Annotated in this window: 16 protein-coding genes; 6 read left to right on the plus strand and 10 right to left on the minus strand. The window is 41.3% G+C overall.

The features are described from left to right. Window positions 1-130 precede the first annotated feature (130 nt). The 3 genes from B5X76_RS00430 to B5X76_RS00440 all read left to right on the plus strand — a co-directional run bounded on the left by B5X76_RS00430 (window position 131) and on the right by B5X76_RS00440 (window position 2,344). Entirely contained in the window at window positions 131-409 is a 279-nt protein-coding gene (locus tag B5X76_RS00430) for a DUF4342 domain-containing protein (protein ID WP_176140944.1), read from the plus strand. A 114-nt stretch (window positions 410-523) separates the two neighbouring features. Beyond that, the gene (locus B5X76_RS00435; protein ID WP_079640454.1) at window positions 524-1,810 is read left to right on the plus strand and encodes a chloride channel protein; all 1,287 of its coding nucleotides are present in this window, start codon (window positions 524-526) and stop codon (window positions 1,808-1,810) included. A gap of 144 nt (window positions 1,811-1,954) precedes the next feature. Then, complete coding sequence (locus B5X76_RS00440) at window positions 1,955-2,344, plus strand: hypothetical protein (RefSeq protein ID WP_079640455.1); 390 nt, start codon at window positions 1,955-1,957, stop codon at window positions 2,342-2,344. Between the two features lie 320 nt (window positions 2,345-2,664). Here the strand turns inward: B5X76_RS00440 and B5X76_RS00445 are convergent, their stop codons facing one another. The 7 genes from B5X76_RS00445 to B5X76_RS21890 form a co-directional block, all read right to left on the minus strand. Next, window positions 2,665-3,411 carry a succinate dehydrogenase/fumarate reductase iron-sulfur subunit gene (locus B5X76_RS00445; protein ID WP_079640456.1) on the minus strand — a complete coding sequence of 249 codons (747 nt, stop codon included), beginning with the start codon at window positions 3,409-3,411 and terminating at the stop codon, window positions 2,665-2,667. Window positions 3,412-3,481: 70 nt separating this feature from the next. Further along, window positions 3,482-5,398, minus strand: a complete 1,917-nt coding sequence (locus B5X76_RS00450; RefSeq protein ID WP_079640457.1) for a fumarate reductase/succinate dehydrogenase flavoprotein subunit — start codon at window positions 5,396-5,398, stop codon at window positions 3,482-3,484. A gap of 17 nt (window positions 5,399-5,415) precedes the next feature. Next, window positions 5,416-6,072 (minus strand): succinate dehydrogenase cytochrome b subunit, encoded by a 657-nt coding sequence (locus B5X76_RS00455; RefSeq protein ID WP_079640458.1) that lies wholly within the window; start codon window positions 6,070-6,072, stop codon window positions 5,416-5,418. A 12-nt stretch (window positions 6,073-6,084) separates the two neighbouring features. Beyond that, window positions 6,085-7,515, minus strand: a complete 1,431-nt coding sequence (locus B5X76_RS00460; protein ID WP_079640459.1) for an anion permease — start codon at window positions 7,513-7,515, stop codon at window positions 6,085-6,087. 111 nt (window positions 7,516-7,626) lie between these two features. Continuing rightward, complete coding sequence (locus tag B5X76_RS00465) at window positions 7,627-8,775, minus strand: porin (protein ID WP_079640460.1); 1,149 nt, start codon at window positions 8,773-8,775, stop codon at window positions 7,627-7,629. A 143-nt stretch (window positions 8,776-8,918) separates the two neighbouring features. Further along, window positions 8,919-10,124: an NAD(P)/FAD-dependent oxidoreductase gene (locus B5X76_RS00470; protein ID WP_079640461.1), complete on the minus strand. Its 1,206-nt coding sequence runs from the start codon at window positions 10,122-10,124 to the stop codon at window positions 8,919-8,921. A 12-nt stretch (window positions 10,125-10,136) separates the two neighbouring features. After that, window positions 10,137-10,304 (minus strand): hypothetical protein, encoded by a 168-nt coding sequence (locus B5X76_RS21890; RefSeq protein WP_176140945.1) that lies wholly within the window; start codon window positions 10,302-10,304, stop codon window positions 10,137-10,139. A 221-nt stretch (window positions 10,305-10,525) separates the two neighbouring features. Between B5X76_RS21890 and B5X76_RS00475 the strand changes: the two genes are divergently transcribed. After that, a complete protein-coding gene (locus B5X76_RS00475; protein WP_079640462.1) occupies window positions 10,526-10,993 on the plus strand; it encodes a PA2169 family four-helix-bundle protein in 468 nt (155 codons plus the stop codon). Window positions 10,994-11,031: 38 nt separating this feature from the next. Here B5X76_RS00475 and B5X76_RS00480 read toward each other — a convergent pair whose 3' ends face one another. Together B5X76_RS00480 and B5X76_RS00485 are read right to left on the minus strand one after the other, a co-directional pair. After that, the gene (locus B5X76_RS00480) at window positions 11,032-11,694 is read right to left on the minus strand and encodes a response regulator transcription factor (protein WP_079640463.1); all 663 of its coding nucleotides are present in this window, start codon (window positions 11,692-11,694) and stop codon (window positions 11,032-11,034) included. A gap of 1 nt (window position 11,695) precedes the next feature. Then, window positions 11,696-12,760 (minus strand): sensor histidine kinase, encoded by a 1,065-nt coding sequence (locus B5X76_RS00485; RefSeq protein WP_079640464.1) that lies wholly within the window; start codon window positions 12,758-12,760, stop codon window positions 11,696-11,698. A 419-nt stretch (window positions 12,761-13,179) separates the two neighbouring features. Between B5X76_RS00485 and B5X76_RS00490 the strand changes: the two genes are divergently transcribed. Next, window positions 13,180-13,677, plus strand: coding sequence for an RNA polymerase sigma factor (locus B5X76_RS00490; RefSeq protein ID WP_079640465.1), 498 nt, complete (start codon window positions 13,180-13,182; stop codon window positions 13,675-13,677). A gap of 64 nt (window positions 13,678-13,741) precedes the next feature. Here B5X76_RS00490 and B5X76_RS00495 read toward each other — a convergent pair whose 3' ends face one another. Next, window positions 13,742-14,629 (minus strand): SDR family oxidoreductase, encoded by an 888-nt coding sequence (locus B5X76_RS00495; protein ID WP_079640466.1) that lies wholly within the window; start codon window positions 14,627-14,629, stop codon window positions 13,742-13,744. Between the two features lie 214 nt (window positions 14,630-14,843). Between B5X76_RS00495 and B5X76_RS00500 the strand changes: the two genes are divergently transcribed. After that, the gene (locus tag B5X76_RS00500; protein ID WP_079640467.1) at window positions 14,844-15,962 is read left to right on the plus strand and encodes a baeRF3 domain-containing protein; all 1,119 of its coding nucleotides are present in this window, start codon (window positions 14,844-14,846) and stop codon (window positions 15,960-15,962) included. Window positions 15,963-15,976: the final 14 nt, after the last annotated feature.

Consider the following 15,976-nt stretch of genomic DNA (forward strand, 5'->3'; position numbering starts at 1 on the left):
TCCGGTGCCTCTTTACCGACTCATTTTATACTTTCACCGAGCATCCGCCCAAACTAACCTATTTATGCTATACCAATCCGGCCTGCCCTACTATCTTTGGACTATACAAACAAATAAAACAACAAATAACATGGCAACTAAAACAACATTCGACTTCAATAACGAAAACATCACAAGCGGTTTTCAAAAAGTATTCACCACAATACAGGATTCCAAGATCAGCGTATCCTCCAAATCTGGAAAGCAATGGCTAAATATCCCTTTGATTTTCGCATTGGTTATCGCAATTATTTTTCCTTTTATCGCTATTCTTGCAGTGGCTTTGGTTTTACTTTCGATTATTAAAATCACTGTTGAGCGGGAGATTAAAGAGACAAAAGATCCAAATAAAATGATCGAAATAAAATAAAACCGTGTAGCCCATATATCTATAAAAGAGAGATGTGGGCTACAATTAACCGCTTTGGTTATAATTTTAGGCAATTATACTGTACTTTTGAACCGGCATTCAAAAGTACAAAGCATGCAACGTCGCAAAACCATATTTCAAAGCTACCTCAAACTTATCATTTTATCGGTTCTTGTAGCTTTTATCTGTTCCTTACTTGGTCTATCTTTAAAGTTTTTGACAGAGTTTTTCGAGTCGAAAGTATACACTGCAGCAATATCATTCCAAAAGAGTCTGCTTATCCTTTTACCTAGTATCGGTATCACAGCTATTTATTTTCTAAGGAAGTATTTGTTCCAAAACAGAAAAAACAAAGGAATCACAGAAATCTACAAAACTCTTGATCAACGGAAAGATCATCTACCCTTTTTTAAGATTCCATCTCATTACCTCAACGGATTTTTAACTGTGATTTCTGGGGGGTCTACTGGCGTTGAAGTTTCAACGGTTGTGGCTACCGCTACCGTAGGCAACGTAACATATGAACAAAATTATACCGCAAAGAAATATAAGCGAGAGTTAGTCTGTGCCGGTGTCGCAGCGGGAGTAGCTGTTCTTTTTGCCAGTCCTTTAGCGGGCTGGTTTTTTGCTATGGAAGTAATCGCAAAAAAAAGGAGAAAATCAATAATGGTTAGCTGTACCGTTTCGGCATTCGTCGCTTGGTTATTTATCCATTTTTTTGAAAGTAAACCGTTTTTTTCTATCCCCATTCAAGGGTGGAACTGGAATGCTATTCCATTTTTTCTGTTATTGAGTTTATTTGCTAGTGTGTTATCGGTTTATTTTACCATACTCGTTATCTGGATTAAAACATTTTTCGCAAAGATCCATAACAATTTTATACGCGTCAACTCAGGCGCCATTCTAGTTGGTTTAATGCTTTTCTTCTTCCCGATATTATATGGAGATAGTTATCACGGCCTTATACACCTTGTCGAAAAAGCAATCTTTACTCAGGAAGTCCCGTTTTTACTTCTTATTGCGCTCATCCTACTAAAACCGATAGCCGCATCGCTCACATTAGGTGCAGGTGGAGATGGCGGTGTGTTTGCACCTAGTATTGTTGCCGGCGCATTCTTAGGTTTACTATTCGCGAGCCTAAGTAATCATTATCTGGGCACCCATTTGATTGTATTCAACTTTGTCCTTCTGGGGGCAGCATCAACTTTATCTTCGGCTATATTTGCTCCATTTACAGCGATGATTTTGGTTAGCAGCATGGCACCAAATGGCTATGATCTACTTGTTCCTTTATTCATTTGCTGCCTACTTTCCCGTATCGTTGCCCAAAAGTTATTACCTTATAATGTATATACTTACGATTTCTACCAGAGCAAACACACAAAGGTGTCCACCTCATAAGTTATTGTAGGAAAACTGAGGTACAGCTTATTGAATTACATTAAAATATCGTTAATTTTTGTTAACATTCTATAATATGCCGGTATTGGCACCCCTATTGTCATATTCCTGTGACATATTTTTATAGAACTAAATTTTACATGTATGAAAACGACTTTCAAAATCTTAAGCTTACTCTTTGTCACCGTTACATTGTTCACGTTCGCCGCCTGCAGCAAAGATGATGATCCTGCAGATAACGATCTTTTTATCGGAAAATATGAAGGGACTGTTTCCTTTAGTAGTACAAACGATAGTGATACAGATGTGGCACGCACCAACGGTTCAGTAACTGTAACCAAAATCGGTGATAAGTACTCCTTCAACTTCTCCAATGGAATACCTACAATAGGAAATATTATTATGGAAAAAGGAGATAACAACACTATTATTTTTAACGACAATGCTATTGGCACCATAACGGTTACGGCTTCTGACCTGGATATTATATATGCCAAAGACGGCAAAGCCTGGACTGCAGATTGCAAACGATAAGGTATTAGAAACAGTACAATTCAGAACCAATAAAAAAAGTAAATTAAATTTTACTTAGTGTTATAAATACACTATATTTGTATCATCATAATTTAGGTTTATAATTGGTTATTAAAGGTTTTCATTCTCCCCGTTTGAAAACCTTTATCTTAACAACTAAACCTAGGATAATAACGATAGAATTAGATTTTTTTAAATTATACTGTTTAATACAATTTGTGGTCTTCATAGCGTTAGGAAACTACAAAACAAAGACGAAGGCGATTCACCGCTTTCGTCTTTTTCATACATGTGCTACGTGTCGTCTATTTATTGCTTGATTACTTCCTTCTTAACAATGCCCGATTGTATTCGTAATTCATTCGTGCTATATTCAACACAGACACCGCCTGTGGACATTCCACCTCGCAAGCTTCGGTATTAGAACAATGTCCAAACTCCTCTGCATCCATCTGTTTAACCATGCGAAGTACGCGCTCCTGCCGCTCCTCTTTACCTTGTGGCAATAGGACCAGATGGTTTATTTTTGCCGAGGTAAATAAAGCGGCACTTCCGTTCTTACAGGTGGCAACGCAGGCACCACAGCCTATACACGCTGCTGCATCAAAAGCTTCCTCGGTGACCTGATGCGTTACCGGTATCGCGTGCGCATCGGGCGCTTGTCCCGTATTTATAGAAACAAACCCTCCACTTGAAATAATGCGGTCAAACGAAGTTCGATCCACCCTTAAGTCTCTTTTTACAGGAAAAGCTGCTGATCTAAAAGGCTCAATTGTAATCGTGTCGTTGTCATTGAACGAACGGAGATGCAATTGGCAAGTTGTCGTATTTTTTAAGGGGCCGTGTGCTATACCATTGATCATCATTCCACATTGCCCACATATACCCTCCCTACAATCGTGATCAAACTCTACCGGATCCTCCCCGCTCAATACCAGTGTCTCATTCAGTGTATCCATCATTTCCAAAAAAGACATGTGTGGATTTAAATTTTCTAAGACATAATCTACCAATCGCCCTGTCGATTCGCGGTCCTTTTGTCGCCAAACTTTAAGATTTAATATCATATGTATCTATTTTTTTATCTATCACTAACTTCTCCCGAAAAATCGAGCGACTCTATAAAATATCCCCCATCTATTTATAACTGCGGACAATAGGTTGTACGACTTCAAAGCTAAGATCCTCCTTGTGCAATACCGGATCTTTATCCGCACCAGTCCATTCCCAGGCTGAGATAAACTGAAATTCCCTGTCGTTACGCATTGCTTCCCCTTCAGGCGTCTGATACTCCTCTCGAAAATGTGCTCCACACGATTCATTCCGGGTCAACGCATCAAAACACATCAATTCTCCTATTTCCAAATAATCGGCTACCCGCCCAGCTTTTTCCAATTCACTGTTCATGGTTTCTGCAGCACCAGACACTTTTACGTTTTTATAAAAGTCCTCCCTCAACTTGCGAATTTCCGAAATAGCCCAATTCAATCCCTCCGCATTACGTGCCAAACCGCAATAGTCATACAAAATCTTTCCCAGCGTTTTGTGGTAATAATCTACTGTTTTGCTACCATTGATATTTATAAAGCGCTTAAGATTAGTCTCTACAGCCGATTGAGCCTTTTCGAACTCCGGATGATCAACATGAATCTTTCCGGTATGAATATCTCCCGAAAGGTAATTAGCGATGGTATAAGGGGCTATAAAATACCCATCTACCGAAGCTTGCAACAAAGAATTAGCCCCCAACCTGTTAGCGCCGTGGTCGGCAAAATTCGCTTCACCAAGCGCAAAAAGACCAGGTATGGTAGTCATCAACTCATAGTCAACCCACAATCCACCCATGGAAAAATGTGCCGATGGCGAGATCATCATAGGCTCTTCATAGGCATCAAAACCCGTTATTTTACGGTACATATCAAATAGATTACCGTATTTTTCCTCAATCTTTTCTCGTCCCTGTTCTCGAATAGCCTTCGCAAAATCTAGATACACGGCATTTTTTAATGGGCCAATCCCGAATCCAGCGTCGATACGTTCCCTTGCCGCCCGGGAAGAAATATCCCGGGGTGCCAGATTTCCGAAAGCAGGATATCTTCTTTCCAAATAATAATCCCTTTCTTCCTCTGGAATATCGTTCGGATTCCTGGCTTCATTCTCTTTCAGCGGAACCCAAATCCGACCATCGTTACGTAGCGATTCAGACATCAAAGTCAGTTTCGATTGATAATCTCCCGATTGGGGCAGAGAGGTAGGATGTATCTGTATCCAGCTTGGACTCGCCATCAATGCGCCTTTCTTGTAGGCACGCCAGATAGCCGACCCATTACAACCCATTGCTAATGTCGATAGGTAGTATATCTTTCCATAGCCACCCGTAGCCAATACCACCGTATGAGCCGCATGTTTCTCCAATTCACCTGTATCCAGATTACGTACGATAATACCCCTGGCCTTGCCGTCAATCAAAACCAGGTCCAACATTTCGTGTCTGGAATAGAGCTTCACCCCTCCCTTTCCTACCTGACGCATCAGCGCCTGATAGGCTCCCAACAACAACTGTTGCCCAGTCTGTCCTCGAGCATAAAAGGTACGGCTTACCTGTACCCCTCCAAAAGAGCGATTGTTGAGATACCCTCCATATTCCCGTCCGAAAGGTACTCCCTGTGCGACAGCCTGATCAATTAAATTTAGCGAACACTCGGCCATCCGGTATACATTGGCCTCTCGCGCCCGAAAGTCGCCCCCTTTCAATGTATCGACAAACATACGATATACGCTATCGCCGTCGTTTTTGTAATTTTTAGCGGCGTTTACTCCTCCTTGTGCTGCGACAGAATGCGCCCGTCTTGGACTATCCTGAAAACAAAAGGCCTTGACCTGATACCCCATCTCGGCCAAAGAAGCAGCTATCGAACTCCCTGCCAATCCTGTGCCCACAACAATCACATCCAATTTCTTGCGATTGGCCGGATTAACCAACTTTGCCTGCTTCTTAAAATTATCCCATTTATCTTCCAATGCCCCCTCGGGAATTTTTGCATCTAAGTTCATACGCTTTTATCTTAAGTTTAACCCCTGCTGATATATATATAAATAGGCATCATCGCAAAGCCTACACAGATCAAGACGGCATATACCTCTCCTGCTATCTTGAGCCATCGCATGTACTTTGGATGAAATAGCCCGAGTGTCCTAAAAGCGCTATGTAAGCCGTGAATCAGGTGATAGCAGAGCGCGACCATCGACAGCACATAGATAACCACATACCACCACTCCTGAAAGGTAGTCACTACCAACAGGTAAAGATCCCGATGACCATTGCTATCCAAGGGCAGTTCCCCAAACTTATATACATACCAGAAGTTTTTGAAGTGAATAACCAGAAAAATTAAGATAAGAGAACCTAGTATTCCCATATTACGACTATACCACTTGCTAGCCCGGCCCCTCTGATCTTTTTGATATCCTTTTGAAGACTTACTATTTTTCATCGTAACGATCAATGCATCGGCTACGTGTAAGATAATACTCAGATATAACACATAGGACACCATCTTTATCAATGCGTTACCAGACAAAAAGTTAGAATACCAATTAAATTGAAGCCGAGCCTCCTCTTCGGGCATAAATAACTGTAGATTTCCCAACAGGTGTATAGTCAGAAAAAATGCTAAAAATAGTCCCGTCAGGCACAGCAGCATTTTACGAGATAATGTTGTCAACATCGCGATACAATTTTAATAATAACCAATTACCTTCATCCATAACCCACCCACAACCATATAGATCACCAATAGTAGAATACCGATTTCCAATCCGCGTAACCACCAAGCTTTTAGCTCCACATAACCGCTACCAAAATACACAGGAGCAGGTCCATGTCCGTAGTGGGTCAATACCCCATAGATAGAGCCCATAAAACCCAGCATCATAGCGAGCAACATCGGAGGAATCCCCAACGAAATACCTACCCCCAATAACGCGGCATACATGGCTGCAACGTGTGCCGTCGCGCTCGCAAATATATAATGGCTAAAAAAGTAGACCAGAATAATCACCGGAAATGCGACCATCCAATTCAAGCCACCTATTTGTACTTTAACAATATCACTAAACCAAGCAATAAATCCCAACTCATTGAGCGAGCTGGCCATCATCACCAGTACAGCAAACCATACAATCGTATCCCAGGCTCCCTTCTCCGCCTTGACATCTTCCCATGTCAATACCGAGGTCAGAAGCAGCAAAGTAAGACCGATAAATGCGGTAGTAGTCGCATCAATAGACAATGATGCTCCAAAAATCCATAATGCCAACAGGATAAAAAATGCAAATAACATCAGCCATTCGTTGACCTTAATAGGCCCCATCTCATTCAGCTTCTCTGTTGCCATTTTTGCTGCGCCACCCGTTTTCTTGAGTTCCGGTGGATATAGTTTATACAATACCAACGGTACAATAAAAAATGCCGCTAGCCCAGGGATAAATCCAGCGATGGCCCAGGACATCCAGGAGATATCAACGCCCAGATTCGCTGCAAATTTCTGACACATCGGATTGCTCGCAGTCCCGGTTAAAAACATAGATGAGGTAATGAGGTTCATGTAATAGCTATTGAGCGTCAAAAAAGAACCTAACTTCCTATGGGTAGTCGGATCCTCCGGTACAGAGCCAAAACTCATGGCCATGGATTTCATGATCGGATAGATGATACCTCCTCCACGAGCCGTATTACTGGGGATAGCTGGAGCCAGACACATATCTGCCAATCCCAGCCCATAGGCTAGCCCCAAAGAGCTCTTACCAAAAATCTTGATAAAAAGAAAAGCGATTCGATTACCTAGTCCCGTTTTAATAAAACCCCTAGCGATAAAAAAAGAAATACCAATCAGCCAAATCACCTTATCGCCAAAGCCGCTCAACGACTTGACGATAGATCCACTGGCATCGCCAGGAGCAAGAACCTGTGTCAATGCCGTAAAACCAATCGCCATCATACACATCGTGCCCATTGGCGCGGCTTTTAATATAATGCCGAGGATAGTAGCCGCGAATATGGCAAATAGGTGCCAAGCCTCAGGACTCACACCATCTGGCGTAGGTATAAACCATAGTGCTAAAGCAATTAAAAAAGTAATACCTATCTTTTTAATACTAATTTCTTTCATATGTGTATAATTTGATCTTCAGTTGTCATATGGAATATCCAAACTATATTCATCCGTGTTTGTGTAGCCATTGCTACATGGATATTTCATATGTAAATAGATTGATTTTCATTAAAGTCTACTCTGTACCTGTACAATAAATAAGTTGCCGTTATAGGTCGTTGTATTTGATAGCTGTGTCTTATATCGATCCATCTGCATACCGATCTGTATGCGGGCACCATAATCTTTTAAAAACTCCAATCCCAACATCGGCGTGATGGTCTGTCTGGGATTCGAATTTTGACTGAAGTTTCTATCCAGGTATTCATAACGACACGAAGCTTCAATAGACGATAGATTTTTATGCTTGATCTCATAACGAATGTTAGGCAAAAAATACACCCCACGAACCAAAAACTCATTTATGCTGGGAGGCCTATCTCCATCCGGCAGCGAGGTATACATGGCATGATTGGTTGCTTGTTTCCCCTCCAATTGCAGGTCAAGAGACCACTTTGATGCCAAAGGCACATTTCCCACGATGTCGGCTCCCCAGGCGTATACATTCTTTTTAGCCACCTCTCCTACACCACCGTTAAGTCCTATATTTACGGCGTACTTCTTGGATAACCCAAATACCAGCCGTGTCATATACTGTTTGCCATTGTCACTGTCGGACACTTGATTTTTACCATTCCCATTGACTGCGGATATGGCGTATTGAAAGGGTAGCTTTCCGAGATGAAGTGTACCTCCAATGGAAGCCCCAATCTGAAAACTAGTCCATCCAAGCTTACCGAATTCGGCATACTGGTTAGACCAATCCAAAGACTTTATAATATCTACTGGATAAGTTTCCTCAATTCCAAACCAAGGCCTGAACTGACCTACAGTAACAGCTATTTTGGGGCTAAATGTATACTTCAAATAGGCATTTTCCAGCACACGGGTCTTAGGGTCATTTTTAAAGTCCGCCAGATTAACAAGCGCCACCACTTCGGTCCGCTTACTTATCTTCGCCTGTACCTGAGCACGCATATATTTGAGTAAAAAAGAATTGCTTGTTCCCGAGTGATCTTCGTGGTGCAGCCCGGCTACATCCACATCCTCACTTGCACTGACTACATAGCGCCCTTGAAATAAGCCTTTAAATTTGAATGAAGGATACTTTTCGGCTGTTTTCCCCCAGGTACTATCAGGAACCTGACCATAGCTTAAACTGGGCAGGGCAAAGAAAACCACAAAAAGAAAAGGAAGGTAAATGCATGTTCTTTTCATAAAGTAATACACGATTACAGCTGTTTAATATCAGTTGGTTATAGTTTATACAAATTGTAATACCCATTTGTTTTAAATTAAATTACTAATTAAAAAAACCATCACGGAAAGGTGATGGTTGCAAAAAATGTAAGAATAAATCTTTATCGCCCGAAAGCAAAAAGCTCTTCTAGAGGATGGGGTCTATTTTTCAACCAAAAGGATAGCATCTCCATGCCGATAACCGAAAATGTAATCCCGTTTCCGCCAAACCCCAATACAAAGTAAGCGTCTCTAAATTTCTGATGGTTACCGATGTAAGGTAAGCCATCCTTGGTCTCTCCAAATGTCCCAGTCCATGAAAAATCCGTGTAAAATGTACGCTCAGGAAACAATTGGCCGAAGCTCCTATGTAATCGATTGGCTTTTTTAGTCAACAGCGCGTCTCGTCGAACCGGGTCTTGAAACTCCTCATCCCCGCCACCGATCAACATTCGGCTATCATCGGTACAGCGCATATAGAGATAGGGTTCATCCGTAGTCCATATCAATAGATCTCTCACCTTCTTGCAGGCAGCCTCATCTATTTCAGAGACTATGGCATAGGTACTTAATAAGTCAACAAATTTTTCCTTAATCAAGCCTTGACTTTCATACCCTATACAATACACCAGCTTACCGGTCCTGATCTTCGCACCGGTATCCAGCATACAATTACTTTGCTTTTTATCAGAAGAGACCTCCAACAGTTCAGTTTTATCGAATATACGTAAGCCCCTCTTTTCATTATAAGCCAGTAGCTCATGCAAAAGACAGAACGCGTCCACACTAGCCCCCTGCCGAGAGAGAATCCCACCGTATCCCTTTTTAACACCAAAGCGTTTAGCTATCACTTCCATCTCGAGCCATTCGACATCAAACCCAGCATCTGCCCTTGCCGTAAGCTCTTTTCTTAAGCCCGCGACATCTTTCTTCCTTGTGGCCAGATAGAGCGATTCCTTTCGCACAAAGCCAGCTTTTGATTTAATCTCAGCAGCAATCTCGCTTAATCTATCGATGGCAGATGAGCAGGCTTTATAGCTCGCTTCGGCTTTTTCTCTACCAATCATCTCGCTGAGCCGGTGCAAAGGCACATCAATCTCGTATTGAAGCATTGAGGTAGTCGCCGACGAGCTTCCGTTGCCGATCTCGCGCTTGTCGATCAACACCGTATGGTATCCGTCGGAAACACATTGGTGCGCTATCAATGCACCGGTAATCCCCCCACCCACGATAAGCACATCGCATTCAATATCTTCTCTTAGCGAGGGGTAAGAATTCATCAAACCGTTCTTTACTAGCCAGAAAGGCTCCGAAGATTTTAAATCCATACAGTACGGTACTTAAACGCTAGGATCTTCTTTAAAAAACACAAAATAGATAATAGCCAAGATGACTACACCAATCACAATCGCCCAGATGATGCCTCGTCCTGCCGGCTTATCGTCAGGTTCATTTTTTACCACTTCAGGAATTTGACCTTCATACTCTTCTTTATCGTTGGTTTCCATAGTTATACCGTTTTATTTTTAAATCAGTAAAAGAACAGTCTAAGTGCTTTTTAGTTTTTTTGCTACCGAATTCAACGTCTTATACCGTGATGGGATCTATGGCAGTAAATACGGGGACCCCAACGAACTTCTACTCAAACCCATGGTATTTATACGTTAATTTAATCCAAGATCGAACTATCTGCATAGACAGCTGTCCACTAGCATAAATAAGTAATGATATGGAAAATTTAAAACAAGACACAGCGGATCTATTAAATCAATTGGTAGAAATCAACAATGACCGTATAGAAGGATATGAAAAAGCTATTTCATTGCTGTCTAACGAAGACAACTATGGTTTACAAGCTATATTTGAGAAATACAGAGATCAATCGATTCAATTCAAAAGCGATTTAGTGCCCCTTGTATTCCGGGAAGGCGACAAACCAACCGACGAAACACGAACCAGTGGTAAACTGTTCCGGGCATGGATGGAAATCAAATCAGCGGTAACTCCATATACGGCCAAAGCCGTACTCGAAAGCTGCGAGCGTGGAGAAGATGAGTTCAAAAAAGTTTATAAAGACGCGCTTACAAAAGCACAACAAGCACCTTTAAATATGCTTTCTATTATACAAAGCCAAGCTAATCTACAGTTGCAGGCCCACGACCATATTAAAGAGTTGCGCGACAACATAGAATCCTAATTCAAAACAAGAATGCCATCCTCGGGATGGCATTCTTGTTAATCTACGAGTCTATTTATCACCGCATATTTTATCAAAGATGCGGAGTTCTTAACCCCGGCTTTTTCGATCAGATTCTGACGATGGCCCTCCACAGTACGTTTGCTCAAAAATAGCTTATCTGCGATCTCGACATTGGTATGCCCCTCGCTGATAAGCTGAAGCACTTCTAACTCCCTTTCACTCAGCTCTACATCATTAGTCGGTTTATCATTTTCATAATTTGCGAACCCAGTCGACTGCACCATCACCCGGTCGAGCAAAAGCATAGCCAGTTCTTCACAAAGATAACGGCCTCCATTCGAAATATGGTTAATAGCAAACAGCAATTCGTCATAACTTACATTTTTCACCAGGTAGCCCTTGGCACCTTTTTCAAATGCCTGCGTTACATTTTGCGTATTGTTCAACATCGACAGAATGATAACCTTGATACCTGGATATCGTTCCACCAATTGTTCGGTCAATTGAATGCCATCCATTCCCGGCATATTAATATCGGTGATAATAATATCGGGAATAATATTATCCTCCAGATAAGCAATAGCTTCCTTGCCATTATTGGCCTCTGCTACCACCTGCACATTCTCTTGCGTGTCTAATAATAACTTAATTCCATTGCGAACCACCAAGTGGTCCTCTACCAAAATTATCTTAATCATATTAATTATACATTGTTATTCGTACCTGACTGTTTTCTAAAATACGATTTACTTCCAGTGCTCCGTCATACAAAGCTATTCTATTCCGGACATTATGTAATATAGCTTCCGAATAATAATGAACATTACTATTCGACCCACTTCTAGATTCACTTAAATTGATATTTATTTTATTACCCTTCACTATTATCGTCAGTGAAGCTTCATAGGGGATAACATTTTCCTTCCAACTCTGCAATAAAGACTGTACCACGCGGTAACAACAAAATTGAAATTCAGGAGACTTATCCTTTATCCTGGGATCAATTTTATACCTTAGATCATACCCTAGTCGCTGTACGGCGAATACCATATCTTCCATAGCGGGCAAAAAACCCATGTTTACAAATACATTGGGCAACAAGTCATTTGAAAGCTCCGAGATCTTCCGTATCGTATCGTTCAACCGCTTCTTTAAAACAGTTATTTCACCTTCATAACCATTGGTCAATATAAAATTTTGCATACTTACCCGCAATGCGTAGAGTTCCTGGGCGATGTCATCTCTTAAAGTCAATCCGATCTGTGCCAGTTCGGCTTCGTACATATCGAAAAAAGAGCGGTACAGCGTATCAAACTTATCCGTAGTGAGGGTCGCAAAGCTATCTTCTTCATCCAGAAGGACCACACTATACCCCATCTCTTCATTACTTATTTTTACTCTTTTTGAATATAAGCTCGCCCACTCTTGGTTCTTTCCGCTCTTGACAAGTTGAATATAAGATAATACAGAAAGATAGTCGGGACTGGAGTGCTTAAAAAAATGGTTTAGCCGTACTTTCTCCTTAGTACTAAAAAACTTAAAAAGGGAGAAGCCAGTCATGTCATGCCCATCTACATATCCCAGCCTTTCGACCAACTGTCCATCTGCTTCAATTATTTCAAACGAGTTGTTCAGCAGCATTTTTCCCCAAGCGCCGTGTGGAAATACCTCTTTTATAACAAAAACTTCGTTCGGCGAATGGTTGACCATCAATTTCGATCGTTCGAAAAGTTCCTGTTCTTCCTGCTTTTTATTTATTCCCATCCAATTATTAAAATTAACACGATTCTTAATAAACTGATAAAATGTTGAGGTATCAACGTTTTTAAGCAAAAATCAAACCCATTCTTACCTGTTTAATACCTATTATTCACTTTTTTTTTGCGGCTTATACGTGCTTGAAATTATTTCCACCTAAACTGTTGTGTACTAATACGGTTTTTGCACAGCGTTTACTTTAAAAATATAGTCTACCAAACATAGATTCCTTGAAACCACAACAAACAACAAAACCCTAATATACAATAACTTAAAACAAAAAACGGTGCCTTACAAAGGCCATGGGTATTTTTACCTTATAGCCAAACTGGCTTACCAACAATCTACTTCCACACCATAATTCTGCACCATATTTGATGTAATCCAATAAACAATACAACAGTTACAACTTAAAACATATCGATATGAGAACAGCAGAATTAAACTTAACGATTACACAAAATAGACCTATCTTAAATAGTATTGCGCAAAAGTTTACGAGCGACCCTTACGAGAAGGAAGAGTTGGTTCAGGAAACTTTTATACGTTCGCTCAATTCGCTTGAGAAATTCATTCATAACCCAAAACTCGTTGCCTGGTTGTTTACTATCATGAAGAATATCTACATCAACAAGTACCGTAGGCAGGCCAAATACAGAAGTATTGAAGCGGATATCCAAAATACGCCCCATTTTGAGAGCATCTCTAGAAATAAGGGGGAGTCAAAATTCGTAATGGAAGATATTCAAGGTGCACTCTCAAAATTACCAGAGTCCAATTACAAAGCTTTTACCATGTTTGTAGAAGGTTATAAATACAATGAGATAGCGGATTACCTCCAGGTGCCTGAGGGAACAGTAAAGACCAGGATCCATATGGCCCGAAAACTCCTGAAAGAAGATTTAAAAGGCTACACCGCTTAGCTTTAGCCTGATAGTATACTAAAAAAAGCATGTCTAATCTTCCCGATTAGACATGCTTTTTTTTTTAAATCGTAACACGACCTCCGGTCACAGGGACGGTCGCTCCAGACACATAGGAAGCCGCATCAGACGCCAAAAAAACATAAACAGGAGCTATTTCTACGGGTTGTCCGGGTCGTCCCATCGGTGTATTCTCCCCAAATTTTTCGTGATCCGGAATTGTACTCGGTATCAGTGGCGTCCACACCGGTCCGGGCGCCACCGCATTGACGCGGATTCCACTGCCGTCCTCCAAAAACAATTGGGCTAGACTGGCGGTAAAATTCTGAATAGCACCTTTCGTTGCCGCATAGGGCAATAGACTCGGATTAGGATCATAAGCATTTACAGAAGTTGTATTGATAATACTACTTCCCGCTTTCATATGTTTCTTCGCGACCTTCACCAGGTAGAACATCGCACTCATATTCGTTTCAAATGTTTTGTTCCACTCTTCCGCGCTGATATCTTCCACCCCCTTGTAAGACATTTGATAGGCCGCATTATTTATCAAGACATCAAGCTTGCCGAATCGTTGTACACAAGCATCGACGATTGCTTTACAGTGTTTCTCCGATCGAATATCTCCCCGTATCAGCACACAAGCTCTTCCTGCCTTTTCGATCCACTCTTTAGTGTCATAAGCATCTACATCTTCAATCTCATCTTTATAAGCTACAACAATATCAGCCCCTTCTCTCGCCATCGCAATAGCTACAGCCTTTCCAATTCCCGAATCACCTCCCGTAATCACGACCACCTTGTCCAATAATGTATTCTTGCCTTCGTAAGATTGTTCGCCATGGTCCGGTCGCGGCTTCATCTTCGCAGTCAGCCCCGGTACCGCCTGCTTTTGCTTTTTAAAAGGAGGCTTAGGGAATTTATCAATCGGATTGTTCTGTGTTGTTTTCATAACAAATTTGCTTTACTATAAATGGAATAACTTAAAGTCACCTAATAACAACTGTGCGAATAAATAGTTAGTACCTATAAAAGGACGGGTATTTACCCCCAGTCAACTCCCGTAGTAAATACCTCTTTCGAGGTTAAATGCACCCGCCGGTAAACTTTCACATTCTTTAAGGCGTTTTTATAGTACAACACGTTAAAATCAAAAATTTACACCCATGAGAACATTAGACACAGCCCTATTTCAACAACTTATCGATGAAGAAGCATCAAACTGTCTTACTATATATATTCCCGTAGGCAGAGAAGTAGCCGATGTCAATAGCAATATTCTTCAATTAAAAAACCTGCTTAAAGAGATCAAATCTACAAACAACGATAATACGGAGTTATCTTCACTTATATCTATACTGGAAAAAAAAGCAGAGGATACTGAGCTATTCAAAGGACACGAAGGTTGTATTGGGTTTTTCCTCTCGTCAGGGGGCCTTTTCGAAACAATCTACTTACCAGCGTGTAGTGATGCTTTCTATCAGGTCGATGAGGTGTTCTACATTGTACCGCTGGTAGATCTGATTCCAAAACTTGCTCCTTACCATGTGTTAGCCTTGGGCAAAAATTCGGTACGGATGTATCAAGGTGACTATTACGGCATAGAGGAGATTGTACTCGCCCCAGAGATACCGCGCACGATGCAAGAAGCACTGGGGCATGATCTCACGGACAATCACCTGCACGCTGCTGCCGGAGGCTCGGCGACCCTCCATGGCTATATGGAGATAACCGAGGAAAAGGAAATAGACAACGAACGCTTTTTTCGAATAGTAGACAGCGCTGTATACGAATACTACAGTAAGCCCTATGACCTTCCATTATACCTGGCTACGATTTCCGAAAATCTCCATCTTTTCAAAAAGATCTCCAAAAATACGAAGCTGCAGCACGAACATATCGAATTATCCGCGACTACCGCTTCCAATGCCGAATTACTTCAGGCCATACGACGAATTATAGAAGATCAACAGTCACATGAATCAGCAAATATTATCCAATTGTTCAAAAAAGCCAAAGCGGAAAATCTTGCCACCGATCAGTTGAGGCAAGTTGCCAATCAAGTAATGGATGCCCGAGTCGAGCACCTTTTATTGGGCAAGAGCAGAAAAATATACGGTGATATATACTTAGAAGAACGCGCTGTCAAACCTGATCCACAAAGCAACATAGACATTTTAAACAGGCTAGCCATATTGGCTCATAAAACCGGCGCCAAAACACATATTATACATCCAGGAGAATTTCTACTGACAGAGGGAGCGGGCAGTGTAGCCCGCTACTAATACTTTTGGGTAGT

Origin of the sequence: Sphingobacterium nematocida (genome assembly GCF_900168125.1) — a bacterium.
Classification (GTDB): domain Bacteria; phylum Bacteroidota; class Bacteroidia; order Sphingobacteriales; family Sphingobacteriaceae; genus Sphingobacterium; species Sphingobacterium nematocida.

Bases quoted from the DNA above. Each gene is read 5' to 3' on its own strand.
- B5X76_RS00495 (WP_079640466.1), bottom strand. From the start codon at position 14,629: ATGAAAACAACACAGAACAATCCGATTGATAAATTCCCTAAGCCTCCT.
- B5X76_RS00470 (WP_079640461.1), bottom strand. From the start codon at position 10,124: ATGGATTTAAAATCTTCGGAGCCTTTCTGGCTAGTAAAGAACGGTTTG.
- B5X76_RS00450 (WP_079640457.1), bottom strand. From the start codon at position 5,398: ATGAACTTAGATGCAAAAATTCCCGAGGGGGCATTGGAAGATAAATGG.
- B5X76_RS00445 (WP_079640456.1), bottom strand. From the start codon at position 3,411: ATGATATTAAATCTTAAAGTTTGGCGACAAAAGGACCGCGAATCGACA.
- B5X76_RS00430 (WP_176140944.1), top strand. From the start codon at position 131: ATGGCAACTAAAACAACATTCGACTTCAATAACGAAAACATCACAAGC.
- B5X76_RS00435 (WP_079640454.1), top strand. From the start codon at position 524: ATGCAACGTCGCAAAACCATATTTCAAAGCTACCTCAAACTTATCATT.
- B5X76_RS21890 (WP_176140945.1), bottom strand. From the start codon at position 10,304: ATGGAAACCAACGATAAAGAAGAGTATGAAGGTCAAATTCCTGAAGTG.
- B5X76_RS00475 (WP_079640462.1), top strand. From the start codon at position 10,526: ATGGAAAATTTAAAACAAGACACAGCGGATCTATTAAATCAATTGGTA.
- B5X76_RS00500 (WP_079640467.1), top strand. From the start codon at position 14,844: ATGAGAACATTAGACACAGCCCTATTTCAACAACTTATCGATGAAGAA.
- B5X76_RS00490 (WP_079640465.1), top strand. From the start codon at position 13,180: ATGAGAACAGCAGAATTAAACTTAACGATTACACAAAATAGACCTATC.
- B5X76_RS00460 (WP_079640459.1), bottom strand. From the start codon at position 7,515: ATGAAAGAAATTAGTATTAAAAAGATAGGTATTACTTTTTTAATTGCT.
- B5X76_RS00465 (WP_079640460.1), bottom strand. From the start codon at position 8,775: ATGAAAAGAACATGCATTTACCTTCCTTTTCTTTTTGTGGTTTTCTTT.
- B5X76_RS00455 (WP_079640458.1), bottom strand. From the start codon at position 6,072: ATGTTGACAACATTATCTCGTAAAATGCTGCTGTGCCTGACGGGACTA.
- B5X76_RS00485 (WP_079640464.1), bottom strand. From the start codon at position 12,760: ATGGGAATAAATAAAAAGCAGGAAGAACAGGAACTTTTCGAACGATCG.
- B5X76_RS00440 (WP_079640455.1), top strand. From the start codon at position 1,955: ATGAAAACGACTTTCAAAATCTTAAGCTTACTCTTTGTCACCGTTACA.
- B5X76_RS00480 (WP_079640463.1), bottom strand. From the start codon at position 11,694: ATGATTAAGATAATTTTGGTAGAGGACCACTTGGTGGTTCGCAATGGA.